Source organism: Aeromonas sp. CA23, assembly GCF_002587065.1.
In the GTDB taxonomy this organism is placed as follows: Bacteria; Pseudomonadota; Gammaproteobacteria; order Enterobacterales; family Aeromonadaceae; genus Aeromonas; species Aeromonas bestiarum.
This window is the reverse complement of the sequence record NZ_CP023818.1, coordinates 4,919,501-4,941,819: the sequence shown is the minus strand read 5'-3', so window position 1 is coordinate 4,941,819 and position 22,319 is coordinate 4,919,501. Positions and strand designations below refer to the sequence as shown.

General features: G+C 58.5%; 23 protein-coding genes. 14 read left to right on the top strand and 9 right to left on the bottom strand.

The window, feature by feature from the left end; genetic code table 11:
- Nucleotides 1–10 precede the first annotated feature (10 nt).
- Genes CK910_RS24470 through CK910_RS22710 form a run of 4 tightly spaced genes read left to right on the top strand, consistent with a single transcriptional unit; the run spans nt 11 to nt 4,267 of the window.
- On the top strand, nt 11–772 hold the full coding sequence (locus CK910_RS24470; RefSeq protein ID WP_367582019.1) for an ADP-ribosyltransferase: 762 nt from the start codon (nt 11–13) through the stop codon (nt 770–772).
- Nucleotides 769–1,569 carry a DUF4123 domain-containing protein gene (locus tag CK910_RS22720; RefSeq protein WP_098984795.1) on the top strand — a complete coding sequence of 267 codons (801 nt, stop codon included), beginning with the start codon at nt 769–771 and terminating at the stop codon, nt 1,567–1,569. The genes CK910_RS24470 and CK910_RS22720 overlap by 4 nt, the downstream gene beginning before the upstream one ends.
- Nucleotides 1,569–3,566, top strand: a complete 1,998-nt coding sequence (locus tag CK910_RS22715) for a T6SS phospholipase effector Tle1-like catalytic domain-containing protein (protein ID WP_098984794.1) — start codon at nt 1,569–1,571, stop codon at nt 3,564–3,566. The genes CK910_RS22720 and CK910_RS22715 overlap by 1 nt, the downstream gene beginning before the upstream one ends.
- On the top strand, nt 3,566–4,267 hold the full coding sequence (locus tag CK910_RS22710; RefSeq protein WP_098984793.1) for a DUF2931 family protein: 702 nt from the start codon (nt 3,566–3,568) through the stop codon (nt 4,265–4,267). The genes CK910_RS22715 and CK910_RS22710 overlap by 1 nt, the downstream gene beginning before the upstream one ends.
- A gap of 127 nt (nt 4,268–4,394) precedes the next feature.
- On the opposite strand, the gene CK910_RS22705 is transcribed toward CK910_RS22710, so the two are convergent.
- Nucleotides 4,395–5,279: a LysR family transcriptional regulator gene (locus CK910_RS22705; RefSeq protein WP_098984792.1), complete on the bottom strand. Its 885-nt coding sequence runs from the start codon at nt 5,277–5,279 to the stop codon at nt 4,395–4,397.
- A 109-nt stretch (nt 5,280–5,388) separates the two neighbouring features.
- Between CK910_RS22705 and budA the strand changes: the two genes are divergently transcribed.
- Nucleotides 5,389–6,168 (top strand): acetolactate decarboxylase, encoded by a 780-nt coding sequence (budA, locus tag CK910_RS22700; protein WP_098984791.1) that lies wholly within the window; start codon nt 5,389–5,391, stop codon nt 6,166–6,168.
- Between the two features lie 27 nt (nt 6,169–6,195).
- Nucleotides 6,196–7,866 carry an acetolactate synthase AlsS gene (alsS, locus tag CK910_RS22695; RefSeq protein ID WP_098984790.1) on the top strand — a complete coding sequence of 557 codons (1,671 nt, stop codon included), beginning with the start codon at nt 6,196–6,198 and terminating at the stop codon, nt 7,864–7,866.
- A gap of 100 nt (nt 7,867–7,966) precedes the next feature.
- Here the strand turns inward: alsS and CK910_RS22690 are convergent, their stop codons facing one another.
- Together CK910_RS22690 and CK910_RS22685 are read right to left on the bottom strand one after the other, a co-directional pair.
- A complete protein-coding gene (locus CK910_RS22690; protein ID WP_098984789.1) occupies nt 7,967–8,542 on the bottom strand; it encodes a DJ-1 family glyoxalase III in 576 nt (191 codons plus the stop codon).
- A 35-nt stretch (nt 8,543–8,577) separates the two neighbouring features.
- Nucleotides 8,578–9,510 carry a ketopantoate reductase family protein gene (locus CK910_RS22685; protein WP_098984788.1) on the bottom strand — a complete coding sequence of 311 codons (933 nt, stop codon included), beginning with the start codon at nt 9,508–9,510 and terminating at the stop codon, nt 8,578–8,580.
- A gap of 201 nt (nt 9,511–9,711) precedes the next feature.
- On the opposite strand from CK910_RS22685, the gene CK910_RS22680 reads away from it, so the two are divergent.
- Nucleotides 9,712–10,194, top strand: a complete 483-nt coding sequence (locus tag CK910_RS22680; protein WP_005311958.1) for a YajQ family cyclic di-GMP-binding protein — start codon at nt 9,712–9,714, stop codon at nt 10,192–10,194.
- A gap of 132 nt (nt 10,195–10,326) precedes the next feature.
- Here CK910_RS22680 and CK910_RS22675 read toward each other — a convergent pair whose 3' ends face one another.
- The 6 genes from CK910_RS22675 to CK910_RS22650 all read right to left on the bottom strand — a co-directional run bounded on the left by CK910_RS22675 (nt 10,327) and on the right by CK910_RS22650 (nt 15,542).
- The gene (locus tag CK910_RS22675; protein WP_043134423.1) at nt 10,327–11,169 is read right to left on the bottom strand and encodes a nucleoside-specific channel-forming Tsx family protein; all 843 of its coding nucleotides are present in this window, start codon (nt 11,167–11,169) and stop codon (nt 10,327–10,329) included.
- Between the two features lie 156 nt (nt 11,170–11,325).
- Nucleotides 11,326–12,705, bottom strand: coding sequence for an AmpG family muropeptide MFS transporter (locus CK910_RS22670; RefSeq protein ID WP_098984787.1), 1,380 nt, complete (start codon nt 12,703–12,705; stop codon nt 11,326–11,328).
- 85 nt (nt 12,706–12,790) lie between these two features.
- Entirely contained in the window at nt 12,791–13,120 is a 330-nt protein-coding gene (locus tag CK910_RS22665; protein WP_098984786.1) for a hypothetical protein, read from the bottom strand.
- Between the two features lie 116 nt (nt 13,121–13,236).
- Nucleotides 13,237–13,788 (bottom strand): peptidylprolyl isomerase, encoded by a 552-nt coding sequence (locus CK910_RS22660; RefSeq protein WP_042867155.1) that lies wholly within the window; start codon nt 13,786–13,788, stop codon nt 13,237–13,239.
- A 14-nt stretch (nt 13,789–13,802) separates the two neighbouring features.
- A complete protein-coding gene (locus tag CK910_RS22655) occupies nt 13,803–14,375 on the bottom strand; it encodes a YajG family lipoprotein (protein ID WP_098984785.1) in 573 nt (190 codons plus the stop codon).
- A gap of 24 nt (nt 14,376–14,399) precedes the next feature.
- On the bottom strand, nt 14,400–15,542 hold the full coding sequence (locus tag CK910_RS22650) for a methyltransferase (RefSeq protein WP_098984784.1): 1,143 nt from the start codon (nt 15,540–15,542) through the stop codon (nt 14,400–14,402).
- A 206-nt stretch (nt 15,543–15,748) separates the two neighbouring features.
- On the opposite strand from CK910_RS22650, the gene CK910_RS22640 reads away from it, so the two are divergent.
- The 7 genes from CK910_RS22640 (at nt 15,749) to nqrF (ending at nt 22,318) form a co-directional block, all read left to right on the top strand.
- Entirely contained in the window at nt 15,749–16,057 is a 309-nt protein-coding gene (locus tag CK910_RS22640) for a BolA family protein (protein ID WP_042867323.1), read from the top strand.
- A gap of 440 nt (nt 16,058–16,497) precedes the next feature.
- Complete coding sequence (locus tag CK910_RS22635) at nt 16,498–17,841, top strand: Na(+)-translocating NADH-quinone reductase subunit A (protein WP_098984782.1); 1,344 nt, start codon at nt 16,498–16,500, stop codon at nt 17,839–17,841.
- Between the two features lie 3 nt (nt 17,842–17,844).
- On the top strand, nt 17,845–19,074 hold the full coding sequence (locus CK910_RS22630) for an NADH:ubiquinone reductase (Na(+)-transporting) subunit B (protein WP_098984781.1): 1,230 nt from the start codon (nt 17,845–17,847) through the stop codon (nt 19,072–19,074).
- Nucleotides 19,064–19,852: a Na(+)-translocating NADH-quinone reductase subunit C gene (locus CK910_RS22625; protein WP_043134434.1), complete on the top strand. Its 789-nt coding sequence runs from the start codon at nt 19,064–19,066 to the stop codon at nt 19,850–19,852. Before CK910_RS22630 ends, CK910_RS22625 begins: the two co-directional genes overlap by 11 nt.
- Entirely contained in the window at nt 19,845–20,477 is a 633-nt protein-coding gene (locus CK910_RS22620) for an NADH:ubiquinone reductase (Na(+)-transporting) subunit D (protein ID WP_042867161.1), read from the top strand. Before CK910_RS22625 ends, CK910_RS22620 begins: the two co-directional genes overlap by 8 nt.
- Before the next feature lie 3 nt (nt 20,478–20,480).
- The gene (gene nqrE, locus CK910_RS22615; protein WP_005330713.1) at nt 20,481–21,077 is read left to right on the top strand and encodes an NADH:ubiquinone reductase (Na(+)-transporting) subunit E; all 597 of its coding nucleotides are present in this window, start codon (nt 20,481–20,483) and stop codon (nt 21,075–21,077) included.
- Nucleotides 21,078–21,094: 17 nt separating this feature from the next.
- Nucleotides 21,095–22,318 (top strand): NADH:ubiquinone reductase (Na(+)-transporting) subunit F, encoded by a 1,224-nt coding sequence (nqrF, locus tag CK910_RS22610; RefSeq protein WP_098984780.1) that lies wholly within the window; start codon nt 21,095–21,097, stop codon nt 22,316–22,318.
- The last annotated feature ends 1 nt before the right edge of the window (nt 22,319 follow it).

Below are 22,319 nucleotides of genomic sequence, written 5' to 3'. Positions count from 1 at the left end.
TCACAAGAGCATGGAGTCCATGGCGCCGCTGGCCAAGCCTTGTCCGCTCGCGCCCCCACCACCCGCCCCACCCCAGCTTGCCGGAGGGCCATCGATGCCACCGCCGCCACCACCCGTTGCGGCCAAAGGGGAGGGCAAAAAGCCGGCAAAGAAGTGGGCGACGGTAGAGATATCCAAAGCGGATGAAGCACTCAGATACTATTCGGCGCAGGGATACACGCTGCTCAATAACTATTTGCGGGATCGCCCCTACAAGCAGCAAGAGGCCGTCGATACCCTGCTTAGCCGCAGTTATTTGAATGATGAACCGACATCCAGGGGTGAGTTTGACCAAGCAATGAAGGCCTATGTTGCCGATGTGGAGGCTGGTCTGGCGAAATTGCCGGCCTCACCCGGTTTGTACTTCGTGTACCGGGGGTTGGCGCTGGACAAGCCGGAGCTTGCAGCCCTGAAAGAGCAGTTTACCGGGGTGGGCAATATCGTTGTTGAGCCAGGATTCATGAGTACCTCACCGGACAAGGCCTGGGTCAACGATACCTTGTTGAGGATCCGCCTGCCTGCCGGTCATGGTGGCCGTCTGCTGGGAGACGCTGCGCACTTCAAGGGGGAAGCTGAAATGCTGTTTCCGACCCAGACCAGACTCAGGGTCGATCGGGTGGTTTCCTCCATGAGCGGCGATTTTGACTCCTTGCTCAATACGATTCCAACCTCTGACAATGCATCGGACAACCGCAGCAGGATCAAGCGACTGATTGAGGTTTCCGTATTATGACGTTATCTGATTGGCTCGCTGGCAAGCAAGCGGGTGAAATATATGCCGTCATCGATGGAGCCCTGGCGGCGTCAGCCGTGGCAGATTTCTATACATATGACGGAGAGAATGCCAATCCACTTTTTGCCGGTACCGCTTTCGATGAACAGTCTGCGTTGGGGCCCTGGTTGCTGCCTGCCCCTTCCACTGAGTTCATGATGGCCAATCCCGCCCTGAGCGGCTTCTACCTGATCAGCGACCAATCAGTGGAGCAGATCCGCCGCCATTGGCAGAGCCTGATAGAAGCGATACGCGAGGGAGAAGCTGTCTGGTTTCGTTTCTCTGACCCACGCATTTTCCTGCCCATGCTCAGCGCCATGACCCCTGATGAACGCGATAGTGTGCTGGGGCCCTGTTCCGGGCTCTGGATCCATGGCAAGGCCTTCTCTCGCACGCCTCATGCCCGGTTCCAACCCGCATTGCAAAGCCCCTGGTTTCATATCCGGCCTCATCACCTGGCTGGACTCTACGACGAGAACCGTCATGCCTACATCTTGCGGCGGCGGTTATGGCAGACCATGACGGCTATGATGGAGCGCCATCCCGACCCGGCCGGGACCATTTTACCCACCCTCAAACAGGCCAATCAGGATGGGCTGCAAGAGGATGTGCGCGATGGTGTGGTGGCTGGCACCTTGGCCTTGCAGGCCAATTTGCCTCTTGAAGAGATACGGGTGCCTTTGATGCTGACCGACGATGAGCTGGTGCAGGTAGCAAACTGGCTGAACAAACATCACGAATTGACAGGAGTATCCTGATGGCGGCAGATCCCCACTGTATCCCTTGCGAACGTTATGATAACTGGATAGAGATAGACGTTCGTGATGAGCACAACTGTTCGTTCAAGGGGCTCAAGGCGACTTTGACTGACGAAACAGGCAAGTCAGAGACGGTCACCCTGAAGGATGGACCCACCCTGGTACGAGGTTTTGCAGTTGGCCCGGTGACAGTAAAAATCGAGACGCCAGCCTGGCTCAAGGCGGCGCAATCCCGTGAGGCCCTCAAGGAGGGTGAGGTCACACAGGTACTCGCCTATACAGACAAGCTCTTCGGGCACTGCGACGTCAAACGAGAGCACATCAAGGTGACCAGCGGTGACCTTTGCCTCACTGAACCAGAGCAGCCACTACCGAAAGGACATCAGGCAGAACAGGCTCAGCCTCCCCGCTTTTTCACCAAGCACTCCTATGTGATTGAGGTGAAGGGCTATCAGATCAATATCTTGCGGATTGGGGTGTTTTTTGATGGCACCGGCAATAACACCCACAATGCTGAGAATGGTTTGAAGAAAGTGGAACAGTGGTTGCTCGAGACATGCGCTGACCCAGCTCAACGAGAGAAAGAATTACGCGGTTGTCAGATGGGGATGCGACCAGTGGACGGTAGTGCCGCCAATGATATTACGAATGTGGGCAAGCTATTTATGCAGTATGACCTTGAGGCTGGCCCATTAATTGCACACTGCTATATAAGCGGTATTGGTACTCGTGATCCGATTACTGACAAGGATGGTAGGAGGTTCCGTTCAGACGATACTCTAACCCAAGGAGTAGATATAGATTTCAGTGGTGAAAATACTTCGATTATTGGTAAGGTGACAGAGGCTTGTAAAAAGAGCATTACGCAAGCTATTGACAATGATCTTAAACAGTCTCTACCTAAGATAGATTGTATACATCGGATAGTGTTTGATGTATTTGGTTTTAGCCGGGGGGCTGCGGCGGCTCGCCATTTTGTCAATGTAATCGATCAGAAAGCCGATCATCCTCTTGTCAAGGCGGTGGCAAGTGAACCTGCTATTCGGCTGAAGGCCGGATTTGACTGGGCCAGTCGGGATGACGTACGAATCATGTTTGTCGGCCTGTTTGATACGGTCAAGTCCTCTTTTAATCCCAATGTCAATATCTATTTGCATGCTGAAAGTGTTGAACGGGTTGTGCATCTCACGGCGCTGGATGAGGTGCGAAAATATTTCCCATTGTCGCGTATTACTCCTGATGCGGCAGGCACCAGTATTGCACCGCACTTTACTGAGCTGGCACTGCCTGGTGCGCACTCCGACATTGGCGGCGGTTATTACAGCCGTTGGAGTTTGGGTAATCCCAATAGCACACCGGCTTTGACTGAATGTATCGAGTTGGAACGCTTTATGAGTGAAGAAGATGTGCAGACTCAGGATTCCACCAGTCGAGCCTATCAGCAGGCGCGAGCCTATGCCGATGAAAAGGTTTCACTGGGCTGGGTTGAACGAATCAATCCCAGTTTTCCACGGGGTGCGACGCCTCCTCTTGGAGCCATTAGCTTGATCACTTACTCATTTCGACGAACTCGAGGAAAAGATAATCCTTGGCCGAAAAAAGCTGTGTATGTCGAGGTGGTGATGAATCGTGTCGTAGAGGGTGAGTATTCCCGTATCCCACTTCATTTAATGGCTGAAGCAGGTAGGGCAGTGGGAGTACCTCTAAAGGAGTGGGCAAGCAAAGACAGATCACTTCAGCTTGAACCTCTTTCTGCTACAAAGCCCTTGATTAACTTGGATAAATTGGATGAAAAGTGGGCTAATACTGCCTTGGAACAGGGGGTCGCCAAAAACTTGGCTCATCAGTTATCCCCGGAGGTCTATCGGGCACTACGTCGTGACTATTTGCATCATAGTGCCAGTAGCCAAGGCATAGCTAATCCGGCAAATATCAATGAGTATGAGACGACGGTGAGCAAAGAGCGTCGTCATCTGATAGGAAATAAGGAGGAATAATGTTTAGAAAGCTATTATTCATCATATTTTTTTTAGGCGCTTTAACTGCCAGTTCAGCATACGCTTATTCAGTATCTACTGATTGGTCATACGGAACAGGAAGTAATATCGATAGTTCGATAACAATACGTACAAATTTCTATAAAGAAAAACAGATTGTTTTTTCGTCCCGTATAGGGGGAGGGGCTGGTGGTCTTCTATCTGAGCGTATAAAAAATAGAGAGTATTATTGGGCTGGTGGTGGTGGTATTTCAACTGATGGTATCCAAATACCTGATCATGCAGAGATAGAAATTGTCTCGTTTTATGACCAGAAGCGCTATCGCATCAAGGTCGATCTGCCCAATAACTTGGAGCAGCAGATGAAGAGGGTATATAAAATAAAGGGACGTGAAGAGCGTCGTGACCAGCTATATTTTGGGATGGCTCCGGGTGGATACTACGAAGTACTATTGATGGGGCGCAGTCTTGGTGTTAGTCCTGACATATTACTTTCTCGTGGTATTGCAGAAGAAGTCACGGATGATTGGTACGATCAAAAAGTCCCTGTTGCGGAGCAATATGGGATGGATTCATTTGTGAGAAAATACGGAGAGTTGTTTAATAAACATCCCGTTCCCAGCGGAATGGCTTGGGCTCCCATCATGGATGCTTATCGTGCTGCCCAACCCGTCACCGATGTGAATCCTGTGTCTGAATAACGATTCTGTTTCATCTCAACCGGAGATAAAGGTGAGCTGAATTATTAAGTAGACCAATATTTGTACGCTATGTAATGCGGCATCAATGCCCCATCAGCTCATGCCGATGGGGTTTTTTGTTTGTCTTTCAATGATGGCCAGGGATCAGCCCAATCAGGTGCTGCAGGCTTTTCTGGCGGGGATGGCGACGGGTGGCGAGGCTGATTCGGGTGGTGAGCGGTTCATCGGCGATGGGGTGATAGCTGACGCCGTGGGGGTGCAGCTCGCTCACAGATCGCGGGATGATGGCAACCCCGAAACCGGCCTGCACCATGCCGACGGTGGAGATCACCTGCGGGCTCTGGCTGCCGAGACGAGGGCTGAAGCCGGCCCGCTGGCAGCGCTGGGTGATGGCGTCGTGCAGGCCGGGCCCGAGCTCGCGGGGGAACAGGATGAAAGGGTCCGCCGCCAGGGCCTCGATGGCGATGGCGTCGCTGCCTGCCAGCGCATGGTGCGGGGGAAGGGCGATCAGCATCTCCTCCTCGTCGATGAGGTGGTGGGTCAGTGCCGAGCTGCTGCTGCAGGGCAGGCGCAGGATGGCGGCATCCAGCTCCTCGCTCACCAGATCGCGCACCAGGTTGGGCATGCTGTTCTCGATGGGATGCAGGCTCACCTCGGGCCAGGCCTGGCGAAAGTCGTGGATGAGCCGCAGCACGCTCGGGTGCAGCACTGTGGAGCCGGCAAAGCCCAGGCGCAGGGAGCCGAGCTGACCACGGGCGATACGCCTGGCCTTCTGCATGGCCTGCTCGGTTTGCGACAGTATCCCCTTGGCATCCTGATAGAGGCTCAGTCCCGCCTCGGTCAGCTCCACGCTGCGGGTCAGCCGGTGAAACAGCGGCGTGCCCACCTCCTGTTCAAATTTGCGGATCTGCTGGCTGAGCGGTGGCTGGGCCATGCCCAGCGCCTCGGCCGCCTTGGTAAAGCTCTGCTTCTCTGCCACGGCTACCAGGTAGCGCAGGTAACGAAATTCCATATCTGGTACGTCTCGAAGCTGATGGGTTTGGATATTGGTATCAAACTGTGATCTTGGTCACTATTGAATCCTGATTTGCCAACCTAACAGGATTGGAGGTTAAATCCAAATGGAAACCTATACACAGTGTGACTGTGCCATCGAGATCAGCCAGCAGTTTGCCCGCTGGCAGGCCCGTCAGGGGGGCGGCGAGGTCTATCAGAGCTCCTTGATGAGCGCCCTGCTGGCCGGCGTCTATGAGGGCGAGACCACCATGGCCGATCTGCTGCGCCACGGCGACTTTGGCCTTGGCACCTTCAACCGGCTCGATGGCGAGCTGATTGCGTTCGAGCGCCAGATCCACCAGCTCAAGGCCGACGGCTCGGCCCGTCCGGCCCAGGCAGGCCAGAAAACCCCGTTTGCGGTGATGACGCATTTTCGCCCCTGCCTGGAGCGCCGCTTCGATCACCCCCTCAGCCGCGATGAGATCCATCAATGGATCGATCAGCTGGTGGGCACCGACAACGTCTTCGTCGCCTTTCGGCTCGACGGCCTGTTTGAACAGGCGCAGGTACGCACCGTGCCCTGCCAGACCCCGCCCTACAAACCTATGCTGGAAGCCATAGAGGCCCAGCCGCTGTTTTCGTTCAGCCAGCGGCGCGGCACCCTGGTGGGCTTTCGCTGCCCGCCCTTCGTGCAGGGGATCAATGTGGCCGGCTATCACGAGCACTTCATCACCCAGGATCGCCAGGGCGGTGGTCATATCCTCGACTACGCCATGGGCCACGGCCAGCTGCAGTTGTCTGTGGTTCAGCACCTCAACATAGAACTGCCACGCAATCCGGCCTTTCAGCAGGCCGACCTCAATCCCGCCGATCTAGACCGCGCCATCCGCGCCGCCGAAGGCTAATCCCTTCGCTTACAAGGAGTTATTCTCATGGAAAATCAACACTGGGGCTGTGGGGCCGAACTGGTGGTGCGCCACCTGGAGGCACAGGGCGTCAAGCAGGTATTCGGTATTCCGGGGGCCAAGATCGACCGGGTGTTCGATGCGCTGGAAGACTCCCCCATCGACACCATAGTGGTGCGTCACGAGGCGAACGCCGCCTTCATGGCCGCCGCCGTGGGCCGGCTGACCGGCAAGGCCGGGGTGGCGCTGGTGACCTCGGGCCCGGGTTGCGCCAACCTGATCACAGGCCTCGCGACCGCCACCTCGGAAGGGGATGCCATGGTGGCGCTGGGTGGCGCGGTGCGACGGGCCGACGGCCTCAAGCTCACTCACCAGAGCCTGGATACCGTCAGCCTGTGCCGCCCCGTCACCAAGTTCAGCGCCCAGGTGGGCACGGGATCCGCCCTTTCAGAGGTGATGGCCAACGCCTTTCGGTCCGCCGAGCTGGGTCGCCCTGGTGCCGCCTTCGTCAGCCTGCCCATGGACATCATCAACGAGCCGACCGATGGCGCCATCCTGGTGCCCAGAGCCATTCCCGAACCCGGTGCCGCCGATGAGGCGGGCATCGACAGGGCGCTGAGCCTGCTGGCGCAAGCCCGCAAGCCGGTGGTGCTGCTCGGCCTGCTGGCCAGCCGGCCGGAGAACTCCCTCGCGGTGCGCGCCTTTTTGGACAAGAGCCGGTTGCCGGTGACGGGCACCTATCAGGCGGCCGGCGTGGTGGATACCCACCATTTCGATGACTTTGCCGGTCGGGTGGGGCTGTTCAACAACCAGCCGGGGGACAGGTTGCTGCAGGGGGCGGATCTGGTGATCTGCATCGGTTACAGCCCCATCGAATATGACCCTGTGCTGTGGAACGGCACGGGGGAGCGGCAACTGCTGCACATCGATGCCCTGCCGGCGGAGATAGACAGCAGCTACTGCCCGGCGGTGGAGCTGGTGGGCTCCATCAGCGCCAATCTCTATTGCTTGACCAAGATGTTGAACCAGCCGCTGGCACGGGATCCCGCCATCGCCGCCCTGCTCGGGGAGATCCGGGCCCAGCGCCATCAGTTGACCCAGCATGCCCAGCATCTGGGGGGCATGCCCATCCATCCGCTGCGCATCGTCAAGGAGCTGCAGGACATCATAGGGCAGGACATGACCCTGTGCGTGGACATGGGCAGCTTCCACATCTGGATTGCCCGCTACCTCTACAGCTTCCGGGCGCGCCAGGTGCTCATCTCCAACGGCCAGCAGACCATGGGGGTGGCGCTGCCCTGGGCCATAGGTGCGGCCATGGTACGGCCGGGGGAGAAGATCATCTCGGTGTCCGGCGATGGCAGCTTCATGCAGTCGAGCATGGAGCTGGAGACGGCGGTGCGGCTCAAGTCCAACATAGTGCACATCATCTGGGTCGATAACGGCTACAACATGGTGGCGATGCAGGAGGAGAAAAAATACCGCCGCAGCTCGGGGGTGAGCTTCGGGCCCATCAACTTCAAGGCCTATGCCGAGTCCTTTGGGGCGGCCGGGTTTGCGGTCACCTGCGCCGAGGATCTACGGTCGACCCTGCGCGCCGCCATGGCGGTCGTTGGACCAGCCGTGGTGGCCATACCGGTAGATTACAGTGACAACCACCTGCTGATGGAGCAGCTCAGACCCGAGTTGCTGAGCTAGCGAGCGTCCGAGTTGCGCCCGGCCAATAGCAGAGCGCCCCTTGCCGGCAGGCAAGGGGCGCTCTGTCATGACGAGAGGGCATCCGCGATGGCAACAGGGGTCATGGCATGACAGAAGGGGGCATCACCATGGGGCCGGCCACCGCGAGGGCTGTGTCGTCCCCGCGCAGCACCCGCACGATTTCGAGGGCAAATTCGATGGCGGTGCCTGGCCCCTGGCTGGTGATCAGGCGATGAGCCTCATCCGTCACGACCCGCGCCTTACTCAAGTGTGCGGCGGGCAGGCTTGCTTGAAAGCCCGGATGACAGGTGACGCTGGCATCCCCCAGCAGATCGTGGTGTTGCAGCACCACTGCGGGGGCGGCGCAAATGGCTGCTCGCCAGCGGCCGAGCGTCGCCTGCTCCCTGAGCAGGTCGATGGCGAGCGGCGTATCGCGGATCGCTTCGCTGCCGGGCAAACCGCCCGGCACGACTATGGCCTCGAAGTCACGGCTGGTCAGCTCGTCGATATGATAGTCAGCGACGAGTTGCACCCCGCGGGAGGCGCGGATCTGGCGCAGACCGGCAGGACAGCAGGAGGCGAGCAGCACCTCGATGCGGGCGCGCACCAGGGTGTCGACGATGGCGACCGTCTCTATCTCTTCCGAGCCGGGGGCTACCAATACCAGTACTGTCATACTGCACTCCTTAGTTGCCCGCGATCTCGCCAGGCTCAGCTCTTCTCTTTGATGGCCTGATAGAGGCCCTGATTGACCGGTACTGCGATGCCGTGCCGGGCGGCCCTGGCCAGCAGGAAGCCGGTGATGGCCTCGATCTCGGTCTCTCGGCCCAGCTCCATGTCCTGATACATGGAAGAGTAATTGTCGGCGGTGAGCTCCACCACCGTCATGGCGCGGCGCAGCAGCTCATCGTTGCTGGTGGGCTGGCCTTCGGCCTGCATCACGTCCGCCACTTCCACGCAGATCTGTTGCAGGACATCGGCGAAGCGGGGGCCGGCCAGCTCACCATTCTTGAGTTTATAGAGCGCGGTCAGCGGATTGATGGCGCAGTTGATGGCGAGTTTTTGCCACTGGCGAGCCAGGATCTGCTCATCCCAACCGGCCTGGCCGAGGGCGGCACCGAGATCGTCCGCCAGGGAGGCATGGGCCTTGGCCGCCTCATTGACCGGGCCGAGCCAGGTTTCACCCTTGCCGGTATGGCGGAACACGAAGTGGCCGCTTTGCATGGCGCCATGGCTGGTGACACCTGCGATGACAGGGTTATGGGGGAACAGCTGGACCACCTGCTCGGCTATGCCCATGCCATTGTGCAGCAGCACTATGGGCACGCCTGCCGCCAGCTTGCCCACCAGCGGCGTCAGGGCCGACACCACCTGACCAGCCTTGGTCATCACCAGCAGACGCTTGATCTGGCCGGGCTGGCTGATGAAACCGCGTTCGATGGCGATCAGCTGGGTATGGCCCTCCAGCGAGGTGAAGTCGATCCCGGGATGCAGGGTCGAACGGTGACGATCGCGCAGCAAGACGCGGGTAGGTTGACCGCTTAGAGTCAGCAGGGAGGCGAAGACGCCACCCAGGGCGCCGCAGCCCAGCAGTGACCATTGGGGGGAGGAGGGCAGTCGGGAACTCTGTAATCCGCTTGGCATGGAGAGACTCAATCAAGGTAGGGGTTGCATTCCGGTCAACCGCCCGCCGGGGATAAGTGAAGATGTCGCGTGGCGGACACTAACGGGTCTCGCCATTCCTGTGCGCAGGGGATTCTAGCAGAGCAACCCCATCGAAATCAGCAAATTTGCCGGTTTTCTGGTAGATTTGCCCCCTTATAGCGCAACATGAGGAGCCCTGACATGCCGTCATTCGATATTGTCTCTGAAGTCAAAATGAACGAGGTGTTGAACGCCGTCGATAACGCCAATCGTGAACTGGCGACCCGTTTCGATTTTCGTGGTGTTGAAGCCAGCTTCGAGCTGAACAAGGAAGAAGTGAAGCTGGAGGCCGATGCCGACTTCCAGCTCAAGCAGATGGTCGAAATCCTGCGCGCAGCCCTGCTCAAGCGCAACATCGAGAACAGCTCAATGGACGTGGGCGACAGCGTTCACTCCGGCAAGCGTTTCCACCTGAACGTCAAGTTCAAGCAGGGGATCGAGAAAGAGATCGCCAAGAAACTGGTGAAGCTGATCAAGGATTCCAAGATCAAGGTGCAGGTCGCCATTCAGGGTGATGAAGTGCGCGTCACCGGCAAGAAGCGTGACGATCTGCAGGAGGCCATGGCGCTGGTACGTGGTGCCGAGCTGGGTCAGCCGATGCAGTTCCAGAATTTCCGCGATTGATGACGGGCGGGAGGGTTCGGCCCTCCCCCTTATGCGACCGCCACGCGGTGCAGCAGTAAAAGGTTCGATGACAGAGCCATAAAAAAACCGGAGCAGCTGCTCCGGTTTTTTGTATCTGCATTACCCGTTCTATCAGAACTTGTAGGTAACGGAGAAGTAGTGGCTGAAGCCAGAGCTCTTCCAGGGGGTACCGTCGTAGGCGGTAGAGCCATCTTTGGTGCCGTAGGCATCCATGAAGTACTTCAGGCCGTAACCGACAGCGTAGCGGTCAGAGTGCCAGTAGATACCGTGGAAGGTAGCCAGGTTGTCGCTGGTACGGTCGGCACGGTCGTGGGTGTCCAGATCGAAGGCGTAGTCCAGGTAGCCCTGGTAGGAGACGAAGCTGCCGTTGCTGAAGGTGTAGAAAGGCTTGAACCAGTTCATGGCGAACCAGTAACCGTTCCACTCACCTTCTTCTTCGGTGAAGAACTGGTTTTCGGTGGCGTGGCGGGCATACAGGTTCATACCCACTTTACCGAACCAAGGCACCTGTACGTCAGCACCCAGACCGATCATGTTTTCCATCTGGTTGTCGCCGATGTTGTTCAGGGAGGCGATGTACACCTCTTGCACCGGGCCGAAGGAGAGATCTTTACCAGTCAGCGCATCCAGAGACATACGCGGCGCAAACTTCATGAAGAGGTTCTGACCCTTGTGCTTGTCGCTGTGACGGGAATCGAAGATGTCGAACACATCGACGTAACCGTACAGGTCAAACAGACCGGAACGACCGCCAAATTCCATTTCGAAGTAGGTGTCGTTGTAATCTTCTGCACCAGTGGTGAAAGGACGTTGGTCGATGGTATGCATGACGTTGAACTGCATCCACTTGTAATCGTTCTTGTGGATGTCACCGCTGTAGTCAGCAGCGAAGGCCGGGGTGGCGGCAGCAGCCAGCAGACCGGCAGCGATCAGAGTCTTGGTAAATTTGGCCATTTTATTGGTCTCTTGTGCGTTAGTTGAGGTTTTCCGTAGCCTGCCCACAAGGAGCGGAAGGGATTCTAGCCAAATAAATTCATCGGAGAAACAAGAGCCGGGGAACTTTATTCGGAAGTGTGAATCTAATCACCCCCAATTTCACGCAAACGCTTGCTATTTATCCTGTTGCGAGAGCAAGTCTCTTCCTCGTTTGGCAACCAGCAAGATCAGGATCAACACAGGAATGCCGAGCAGGCTGGTGCCGATAAAGAAGGTGCTGTAGCCGAACTGTTCGACGAAACGCCCGGAGAAACCCGCCAGCAGCTTGGGCATCAGCAGCATGACGGAGCTGAACAGGGCGTACTGGGTGGCGGAGAAGGCCACGTTGGTCAGGCTCGACAGATAGGTCACGAAGGCGGCTGTCGCTATGCCGGCGCTGAGGTTGTCGACCGAGATGATCAGGGTCAGCAGCTCCAGGTTGTGGCCCACTTCGTTGAGCAGGGCGAACAGCAGATTGGTGCTGGCGGTGAGCAGGGCGCCGAGGAACAGGATGCGCAGGGTGCCAAAGCGCATCACCAGCACGCCCCCCAGGGCGGCCCCCACCAGCGTCATGATGACGCCATACACCTTGGTGATGGTGGCCACTTCCGTCTTGCTGAACTGCAGGTCCACGTAGAAGCTGTTGGACATCACCCCCATCACCACATCCGAGATACGATAACAGGCGATGAGCCCCAGGATCAGCATGGCCGAGCCGCCGTAACGGCGGAAGAAATCGGCAAACGGACACCAGATGGCTTCGTAGATCCAGGCGCCGATGCCGGCCAGCGAGGTGGGCCAGCCACGGGAGAGCAGCAGCGCCTTGCGCGCCTCCTGCTGATCGTTCTGACCGGCGAGATCTATGTCCGGTTCGTGGCAGATCAGGGTGGTGATGACGCCGAGGGACATGAGCCCCGCCATCAGCAGATAGGTGAGTTGCCAGCCACGGTAGTCATAGCCGCTGTTGCTGCCGAGCCAGGCCGCCAGTGCCAGCGCCCCCGCGCCGGCCATGATCATCGCCAGCCGGTAACCCGTCATGTAGGAGGCCGCCATGGCCGCCTGCAACCGCTCCGGCGCCGATTCGATGCGATAGGCGTCGATGACTATGTCCTGCGTCGCGGAGCAAAATGCCACCAGCAGGGCAAACAGGGCGAGCTGGGCGAGCTGGGTCTTGGGATCGCAATAGGCCATGCCCACCAGCGAGAGGGCAATCAGCACTTGGGAGAGCAGCATCCAGCTGCGGCGCCGTCCCAGCCAGCGGGAGAGCAGCGGCAGCGGCATCCGGTCAACCAGCGGCGACCACAGCCACTTGAAGCCATAGGCCAGCGCCACCCAGCTCATGTAGCCGATGTCGGTCAGGCTGACATCGGCCTCGCGCAGCCAGAACGAGAGGGTGCCAAACACCAGCAGCAGAGGCAGGCCGGACGAGAAACCCATGGCAAACAGTATGAGGACCCGAGTCTCAAGGTAGACGGCGAGCGAGTCTCGCCAGCTCGGTGTGCGGACAGTGTTCAAATACCTGACTCCTCTGGGAAAATTGCGCCATTTTGTCAGGTTCGAGGGGGATAGCCAAGGCAAGCCGAGCGTGGCGGGTCTGGATTCAGGGGCGCGAACCCATGCAGTGGCGCGGGCAGGGGCCCTCTGTGGTCAGATAGTTGGCGCATTCCATCAGCTGCAGGCGCAGCCAGACGTCGGCGATGATCTGCTGCTCATCCCACTGATGCAGGCTGTGCAGCAGGTGCCAGAACACCCCTTCCTGGTCGGTAGCCGGTTGTTTGTCTGCGGGTATATGGGGCAAGTCTTGCCAGTGGGAGAGGAGCTGCCAGCTCAAGTCTTCCAACTGCTGATAGGAAATTTCTCGTGCCAGAAAGTGACGAACCGCCTGGGCCAGAGGGACTGTGTGTTGGGCTAGGTACTCGTTGCAGGTCACCGGAACCTCCTTCTCCTCATGTGGGCCATACCCCGGGAACATGGGGCAAGGCCAGAGTATAGAAAGGGACGCCGGTGACCCGGGCAAAGACGCGGCGGAATGTGATCCGGCCCGCGTTATTTCTCCGCCAGCAACACCACCTTCTTCAGGATGATGGGGCTGGTGGGCACGTCGTTGGCGCGCAGGATGGAGCTGTAACCCGTCTGCACCTGGGCCAGCTTGTCCAGCACCTCCATGCCCTGCACTACCTGGCCGAACACGGTATAACCGGCGCCGGCATTGGCGTTGAGGTTGTTGTTGTCGGTCAGGTTGAAGTAGAACTGGCGGGTGGCGCTGTCCACGGCCTGGGTACGGGCCATGGCGATGCTGCCACGCTTGTTGGGCAGGCCGCCCTTGGACTCGTTGACCACGGGATCCAGGGTCGGCAGTTGCTGGAACTGCTGGTTATAGCCGCCCCCCTGCACCACGAAGTCCTGGATCACCCGGTGGAACAGGCTGCCGTCATAGCTGCCGTCCGCCACGTAGCGCAGGAAGTTTTTCACCGTCTGCGGCGCCTGCTTGGAGGCCAGCTCCACCACTATGTTGCCGTGGTTGGTCTCCATCCTGACCTTGGGGCCGGCGAACGCCAGCGGGGCGATCAGCATGGCCAGTAACCAGAGTTTTTTCATTTGACTCTCCTCGCTCAGCTCGGCTGACCCTTGAGATAACCACGCAGGGCATTGTCCGCCATGATCTGTTGCAGCAGGCTGCCCAGCTGCTGGTTCAGGATGGATTCCAGCTCGGCCATGGTCGGTTCCCCCGGGCCTTCCTTGCTGGAGGACATGTTGAACTGCTTGGTCAGCTTGCTGCCCTGGAAGTCGGCCATCACCTGCAGGCTGACGCGGGACTTGGTGATGTAGGTGAAGGTTTTCTCTTCCACCGTGACCGCGGCGCTGGAGATGGCCAGGGTCAGGTTGGTGGTACCGCTGTTGCCCACTTCCAGCCCCTGACTGCGCAGGCCTTCGGCCAGCTTCTCGGCCAGCAGGTTGTTGAGCGGCTGCTCGCTGTTGACCAGCACGGCGGCCTTCTCTTTCTTCTTGATGGAGAAGACGTAGGCGGCTTCACGCTTGTCGACCCCTTCCAGGGTGATGCGGTTGCCCGAGTAGTACTGCTGATTGGAAGGAATAACCTGCGGGTTGAGCAGGGCGGTTTCCGGCCAGTGAGTCGCACAACCACCCAGCGTCAGGGCGGCCAGCAGCAAGAGTGACTTTTTCATCATGGGTTTCCTTTAGCTTTCTGTTTAGCGTTTGATGGCTTTCAAAATAACGAATTTGCTGTTCGACGCAACGACTTGTGCATTGGCAAACAGGCGCTTGAGTTTGTTGTGATAATCCAGGTGACGGTTGCCTACTATCCAGAGTTCGCCCCCCTGGGGCAACACCCGGTGGGCATCGCTGAACATCTGCCAGGCGATATGATCGGTGATCGCCTGCAACTGATGGAAGGGCGGGTTGCAGAGGATCCGATCCGCCGAGCCGACTTCCACCCCATCGAGACAGTTGTTGACCGTGAAGCGGGCGCGGGGCAGGGCATCCGGCAGATTGTGTTCGACGTTGAGCCGCGCCGAGGCGACCGCCATGTGGGATTCGTCGATGAAGGTCACCTCCACCTCGGTATCCCGCGCCAGCAGCGCCAGCCCCAGCACACCGTTGCCGCAACCCAGATCGATCACGCGTCGTGCGCTATGGATCGGAAGGTTGTCCAGCATGAAGCGGGCGCCTATATCCAGGCTGGTGCGCGAAAACACATTGGCATGGTTGTGGATGAGCATGTCGGTGCCCTCCAGCGGCCAGACCGTGGGAAAGGGATTGGCCAGCACGGGGCGTTCGGCGGGCGTACCGGCCGGGGTGCAGTGAATGAGGCGTGCCTTCTTCCAGGCCAGCGAGGTGCGGGTCGGTCCCAGGTATTTTTCAAACAGCGCCAGAGTGGAGCTGTGAATGTCCTTGGCCTTGCCGGCGGCGAGGATGCGGGTGGCCGGGGTTGCCACCTGGCGCAGGGCCAGCAGTTGCTGTTCCAGCAGTGCCTGATACTTGGAGACCTTGATCACCACCAGCGCGGGTGACGCAGGCAATGGCGCCAGCGCATCCTGCAGCGTGATGGCATGGGGATCCAGCCCGTTCTCCGCGAGGTTGGCCAGGGTGGCCCGCTCGCTGATATGGGAGTCGCTCACACAGACGGGGGCATGGCCGTGCAGGTAGGCGGCCAGGGCCCCGAAGCCGTCGTTCATGATGATGACGGGGCCGGTCTGCTCGAGTGGCGCCTCTGCCAGGGTATTGATCAGGTACTCGTCTGCCGCATCCCAGGCCTGCAACGGATCCTGGCTCTGGCGTGGATAGCGATACAGGGTCAGACGACAATGAGCCGTGTCGAGAAGGGTTTGCATAAGCGAAGCGTCCAGATGATTCATAAAACAGGCGCCGGCGGGGCGCAAAGTGGCGCTATTCTAGCGGGGGCGGAGAATTTCACCAGCCCGGCGGCACTGGACGAGGGGCAAAACCTCGCCTCTTTTCCCGTGCCGGACGATTTCGTCATACCGCCAACCCTGGCTACAATGGCCGGACATCCATTTTGGGAGTTTTGCTCGTGACCATGCAACAACAGATCGAGGCCAAGCTGGCCGCTGCCTTGTCCCCCAGCCACCTGGAGGTGATCAACGAAAGCTACATGCACAGGGTTGCGCCGGGCTCAGAGAGCCATTTCAAGGTGGTGGTGGTGAGCCAGGCCTTCGAGGGTCAGCGACTGCTGGCTCGCCACCGCCAGGTCAATGGGGTGCTGGCCGACGAGCTGGCGGGCGCCATTCATGCACTGGCGTTGCATACCTATACGGAGCAGGAGTGGCAGCAACGGGAACAGGCGCCGACGACCCCGAGTTGTGTCAGCAAGAATGGCCCGGCCTAAGGCTATTGACGAGTTGATTACTCAATCCTCGATTAGTTAACAATTAATAAACGTTTTTTGGCGGCGCCCCGAGTCCTTGCTCGTGGCGTCGCTCTCCCGCCCAGACATCAAAATTTCTAATCTATTTTCGAACATAAACGCCATTACCTATTTTGAGGTATTAATGGCTAACTCGAGGCAAATCCTGAGGTTTAGTGAAGAAATCGGCGTGATTAAATTTCGATGATTTTGTGATAGAGCGGGGATTTTCCCCATTTTGCATGGCAGTAAACTTGCCATAAGTGCTAAACTCAGGCGCTTTTGAATGACCCTGTATGTTGCTGATTTGTTTGTTTCTTCGACATTTTTTCGCAACATGAACGGGCTCATTCAACAACTCGTCGTGATGTATTTCTCGGCGCTAACCAACCTGTCTTCCCTTAACGGTAGTGCAAGTGAGTATGATTACAATTAAAAGAGGACTGGACATCCCCGTGCTGGGTGCTCCGGAGCAAGTAATCTACGATGGCCCGGCCATCACCCGTGTTGCTACACTCGGCGAAGAGTTCGTGGGGATGCGACCTACTATGTTCGTCAAAGTAGGTGATCGCGTCATTAAAGGTCAGGAGCTCTTCGAAGATAAGAAGAATCCCGGCGTTAAATTCACGGCCCCCGCCACCGGTGTGGTTTCTGAGATCAACCGGGGTGCCAAGCGCATTCTGCAATCTGTCGTCATCGAACTCGATGGGTCCGACGAGCAGGTGACCTTTGAACACTTTGCGTCTGCCGAGCTCGCACAGCTCGCGCGCAGCAAGGTGCAAGAGATCCTGGTCGCGTCAGGCCAATGGACTGCGTTGCGTACCCGCCCATTCAGCAAGGTGCCGGCCGTGGGCTCAACCCCGCGCGCCATCTTCGTCACCGCGATGGACTCCAACCCGCTGGCCGCCAATAGCGACCTCATCATCAAGGAACAGGCTCAGGCTTTCCTCGATGGTCTGGCGGTATTGACTCGTCTGACCGATGGCGCCGTCCATGTCTGCAAGGGCGAGGCCAGCCTGCCGCACGCTTCCCTGGCGCAAGTCAAAGAGGAAGTGTTCGTCGGCCCGCACCCTGCCGGCCTGCCTGGTACTCATATCCACTTCCTGGATCCGGTCAGTGCCAAGAAGGTGCAGTGGTACATCAACTATCAGGATGTCATCGCTTACGGCAAGCTGTTCACCACAGGCCAGATCTTCACCGACAAGGTGATCTCCTTGGCCGGTCCGAACGTGGTCAAGCCACGCCTGCTGCGCACCCGCATGGGCGCCTGCATCAGCCAGCTGACCAACAACGAGCTGCGTGCGGATGAAAACCGCGTCATTTCCGGTTCCATCCTGAGTGGTGCCAAGGCCGAAGGGGTGCATGACTACCTGGGTCGTTACCACAATCAGGTGAGCGTGCTGGGCGAGGGACGTGAGAAAGAGTTCCTGGGTTGGGTCAATCCCAGCGCCAGCAAGTTCTCCATCACCCGTACCACCCTCTCTCATCTGATGAAGGGCAAACTCATCAACTTTACTACCACCACCAACGGTAGTGATCGCTCCATGGTGCCTATCGGCAACTATGAGCGCGTGATGCCGCTCGACATCCTGCCGACCCTGCTGCTGCGGGATCTGGTCTCCGGTGACATCGACAGCGCCCAGGCGCTCGGTTGTCTGGAGCTGGATGAGGAAGATTTGGCGCTCTGTACCTTCGTCTGCCCTGGCAAGACAGAATACGGCCCAGTCTTGCGTGAGTGCCTGACCAAGATAGAACTGGAAGGTTAAGCGATGAGTTTCAAGCAACTTCTTGAAAAGATGGAACATCACTTCGAGCCGGGCGGCAAGTACTCCAAGTACTATGCCCTGTTCGAGGCGGCGTACACCCTGTTTTATACCCCCGGGTCCGTGACCCGCAATGCTGCCCACGTCCGTGATGCGATCGATCTGAAACGCATGATGATCATGGTGTGGCTGGCCGTGTTCCCGGCCATGTTCTGGGGCATGTTCAACGTCGGCAATCAGGCGATTGCCGCCATTGCCCATCTGGGCACGGCTGCCGGTGCCGACACCTGGCAATATGCGCTGGCGCAACTGCTGGGTGCCTCGCTGGATCCGGCCGTGGCCGGTATCGGCAGCAAGATGCTGATCGGTGCCACTCACTTCCTGCCCATCTACCTGACCGTGTTCCTGGTCGGCGGTTTCTGGGAAGTGCTGTTCGCCATGGTGCGCAAGCACGAGATCAACGAAGGCTTCTTCGTGACCTCCATCCTGTTCGCCCTGATAGTGCCGCCCGAGCTGCCCCTGTGGCAAGCCGCGCTGGGTATCACCTTCGGTGTGGTGCTGGCCAAGGAAGTGTTCGGTGGTACCGGCAAGAACTTCCTGAACCCGGCCCTGGCGGGTCGTGCCTTCCTGTTCTTCGCCTACCCGGGCCAGATCTCAGGTGATGCCGTCTGGGTTGCCGTTGACGGCTACTCGGGCGCGACCGCGCTGAGCCAGTGGGCCCAGGGCGGCCAGATGGCGCTGATCAACGGTGCCACCGGTCAGGCCATCAGCTGGATGGATGCCTTCCTCGGCAACCTGCCGGGTTCCATCGGTGAAGTCTCCACCCTGATGATCCTCATCGGTGCCGCCATGATCGTCTACATGCGGATCGCCTCCTGGCGCATCATCGCCGGTGTGATGATCGGCATGGTCGCCACCTCCCTGCTGTTCAACGTCATAGGTTCAGACACCAACCCCATGTTCAACATGCCGTGGCACTGGCATCTGGTGCTGGGCGGCTTCGCCTTTGGCATGGCCTTCATGGCGACCGATCCGGTTTCCGCTGCCTTTACCAACAAGGGCAAGTGGTGGTATGGCGCCCTGATTGGCGTCATGGTGGTGCTGATCCGTGTCGTGAACCCCGCGTTCCCGGAAGGCATGATGCTGGCCATTCTGTTTGCCAACCTGTTTGCCCCCTTGTTTGACCATTTTGTGGCGCAGGCGAACATCAAGCGGAGGATCGCTCGTGGCGTTTAATAAAGACTCTACTGTCGGCACCCTGACGGTTGTAACCGGTCTGTGTCTGGTCTGTTCCATCGTGGTCTCAGTGGCTGCCGTGGGGCTGCGTCCGGCTCAGCTGGAAAACAAGGCGCTGGACAAGCAAAGCAATATTCTGTCCGTCGCCGGTGTCGATGTCAGCAGCGTGGCCAAGCGTGATCTGGCCCAGCTGTACGGCGACAAGATTGAAGCGCGTCTGGTGGACCTGACCACGGGTGAGTTCGTTGACGGCGATGCCGACAACTTCGACACCAAGCTGGCAGCGAAAGACCCGGCCAAGAGCATTCGTCTGGCATCTGCCGACGACAAGGCCGGTCTGCGTCAAATCTCCAGACTGATCCCGGTGTTCTTCGCCAAAGATGCTGAGGGCAAGGTCGACAACATTATCCTGCCTATCTACGGCCAGGGTCTGTGGTCCACCATGTATGCCTTCGTCGCCGTCGCGGCTGACGGTCAGACCATCAAGGGCATCACCTACTATGACCACGGTGAAACCCCGGGTCTGGGCGGCGAGATCGAGAACCCGGCCTGGCAAGGTCTGTTCATCGGCAAGAAGCTGTTCGATCAGGACGGCATGCCGGCATTGCGCGTCATCAAGGGCCATGCTCCGGCAGGTTCCGAGCATGAGATCGATGGTCTGTCCGGTGCCACCCTGACAGGTAACGGTGTACAGCACACGTTCGACTTCTGGATGGGACCCAAGGGCTTCGGTCCTTTCCTGGCCAAGATTCGTGCAGGAGAAATCAACAATGGCTGACAAGAGCGAAATGAAGAAGTTGCTGTTGACGCCTGTGCTCGGCAACAACCCCATCGCACTGCAGGTGCTGGGTGTCTGTTCCGCGCTGGCCGTTACCAGCCAGATGAAGACGGCGTTCGTGATGACGCTGGCGGTGACCGCGGTCACCGCCTTCTCCAACCTGTTCATCTCCCTGATCCGCAACCAGATCCCGAACAGCGTGCGGATCATCGCCCAGATGGCGGTGATTGCCTCGCTGGTTATCGTGGTTGACCAGGTGCTCAAGGCGTATGCCTATGACATCTCCAAGCAACTGTCGGTATTCGTGGGTCTGATCATCACCAACTGCATAGTGATGGGTCGTGCCGAAGCCTATGCCATGAAGAGCGCCCCGCTGCCCTCTTTCCTGGACGGTATCGGCAACGGTCTGGGCTATGGCGCCGTGCTGCTGGTCGTGGCGACCGTGCGCGAGATCCTGGGCTCGGGTACCTGGTTCGGTATCGAGCTGCTGCCGCTGGTGAACAATGGTGGCTGGTACGTGCCTAACGGCCTGTTGCTGTTGCCGCCGAGTGCGTTCTTCATCATTGGTCTGATCATCTGGGGCGTCCGCACCAGGGATCCCAAGCAGGTGGAGGCGAAGGATTAAGGTATGGAACACTATCTGAGTCTGTTGATTCGTTCGATTTTCATCGAAAACCTGGCCCTCTCCTTCTTCCTGGGGATGTGTACCTTCCTGGCTGTGTCCAAGAAGGTCAAGACCGCCATGGGTCTGGGGATTGCCGTTATCGTGGTTCAGACCGTTGCCGTTCCGGCCAACAACCTGATCTACAACTACGTCCTCAAAGATGGCGCCCTGGTCTCCGGCCTGGATCTGAGCTTCCTGAGCTTCATCACCTTCATCGGTGTGATTGCAGCCCTGGTGCAGATCCTGGAAATGGCGCTGGACAAGTATTTCCCGGCGCTCTACAACGCGCTCGGCATCTTCCTGCCGCTCATCACCGTGAACTGCGCCATCTTCGGTGGCGTCTCCTTCATGGTGCAGCGTGACTACAACTTCGTGGAGTCCGTGGTCTATGGCGTGGGGTCGGGTGCAGGCTGGATGCTGGCCATAGTCGCGATGGCAGGGATCCGCGAGAAGATGAAGTACTCCGATGTACCGGAAGGCCTGCGTGGTCTGGGCATCACCTTCATCACCGCGGGTCTGATGGCGCTGGGCTTCATGTCCTTCTCTGGTATTTCCCTGTAATCGGAAAGGAAATATAGATGGAAATTATTCTGGGTGTGGTCATGTTCACCGTGATCCTGCTGGCCCTGGTAGCAGTCATTCTGTTCGCCAAGTCCAAGCTGGTGACCGCAGGTGACGTGACAATCAGCATCAACGGCGATCCGGCCAAGGCTGTCACCAGCCCGGCGGGTGGCAAGCTGCTCGGCGTACTGGCCGGCAGCGGTATCTTCGTCTCCTCCGCCTGTGGCGGCGGTGGCTCCTGTGGTCAGTGCAAGGTGCGGGTGAAAGCCGGCGGCGGCGATATTCTGCCGACCGAGCTGGATCACATCAGCAAGGGCGAGGCCCGTCATGGCGAGCGTCTGGCCTGTCAGGTCACTGTGCGTGGCGACATGGACATCGAGCTGCCGGAAGAGATCTTCGGGGTGAAGAAGTGGGACTGTACCGTCATCTCCAATGACAACAAGGCCACCTTCATCAAGGAGCTCAAGCTGCAGATCCCCGATGGCGAGAGCGTCCCGTTCCGCGCCGGTGGTTATATCCAGATCGAAGCCCCTGCTCACCATGTGCAGTACAAGCACTTCGATATCCCCGAGGAGTATCGCGGGGACTGGGATCGCTTCAAGATCTTCGAACTGGAGTCCAAGGTCAATGAGCCGATCATTCGTGCTTATTCCATGGCCAACTATCCGGAAGAGTTCGGCATCATCATGCTGAACGTGCGGATCGCGACCCCGCCGCCCAGCAACTGGACTGCGCCTCCCGGCCAGATGTCCTCCTACATCTTCAGCCTCAAGGCTGGCGACAAGGTAACCATCTCGGGTCCGTTTGGTGAGTTCTTCGCCAAGGACACAGACGCCGAAATGGTGTTCATCGGTGGTGGTGCGGGTATGGCGCCGATGCGCTCCCATATCTTCGACCAGCTGCGTCGCCTGAAGACCCATCGCAAGATGAGCTTCTGGTACGGTGCCCGTTCCAAGCGCGAGATGTTCTATGTCGAAGACTTCGACATGCTGGCCGCCGAGAACGACAACTTCCAGTGGCACGTCGCCCTGTCTGATCCGCAACCGGAAGACAACTGGGATGGTTACACAGGCTTCATCCACAACGTCTTGTTCGAGAGCTATCTCAAGAACCACGAGGCGCCGGAAGATTGTGAATTTTACATGTGCGGGCCTCCCGTCATGAACGCTGCCGTCATCAACATGCTGAAAAACCTCGGTGTTGAAGACGAAAACATCTTGCTGGATGACTTTGGTGGTTAAT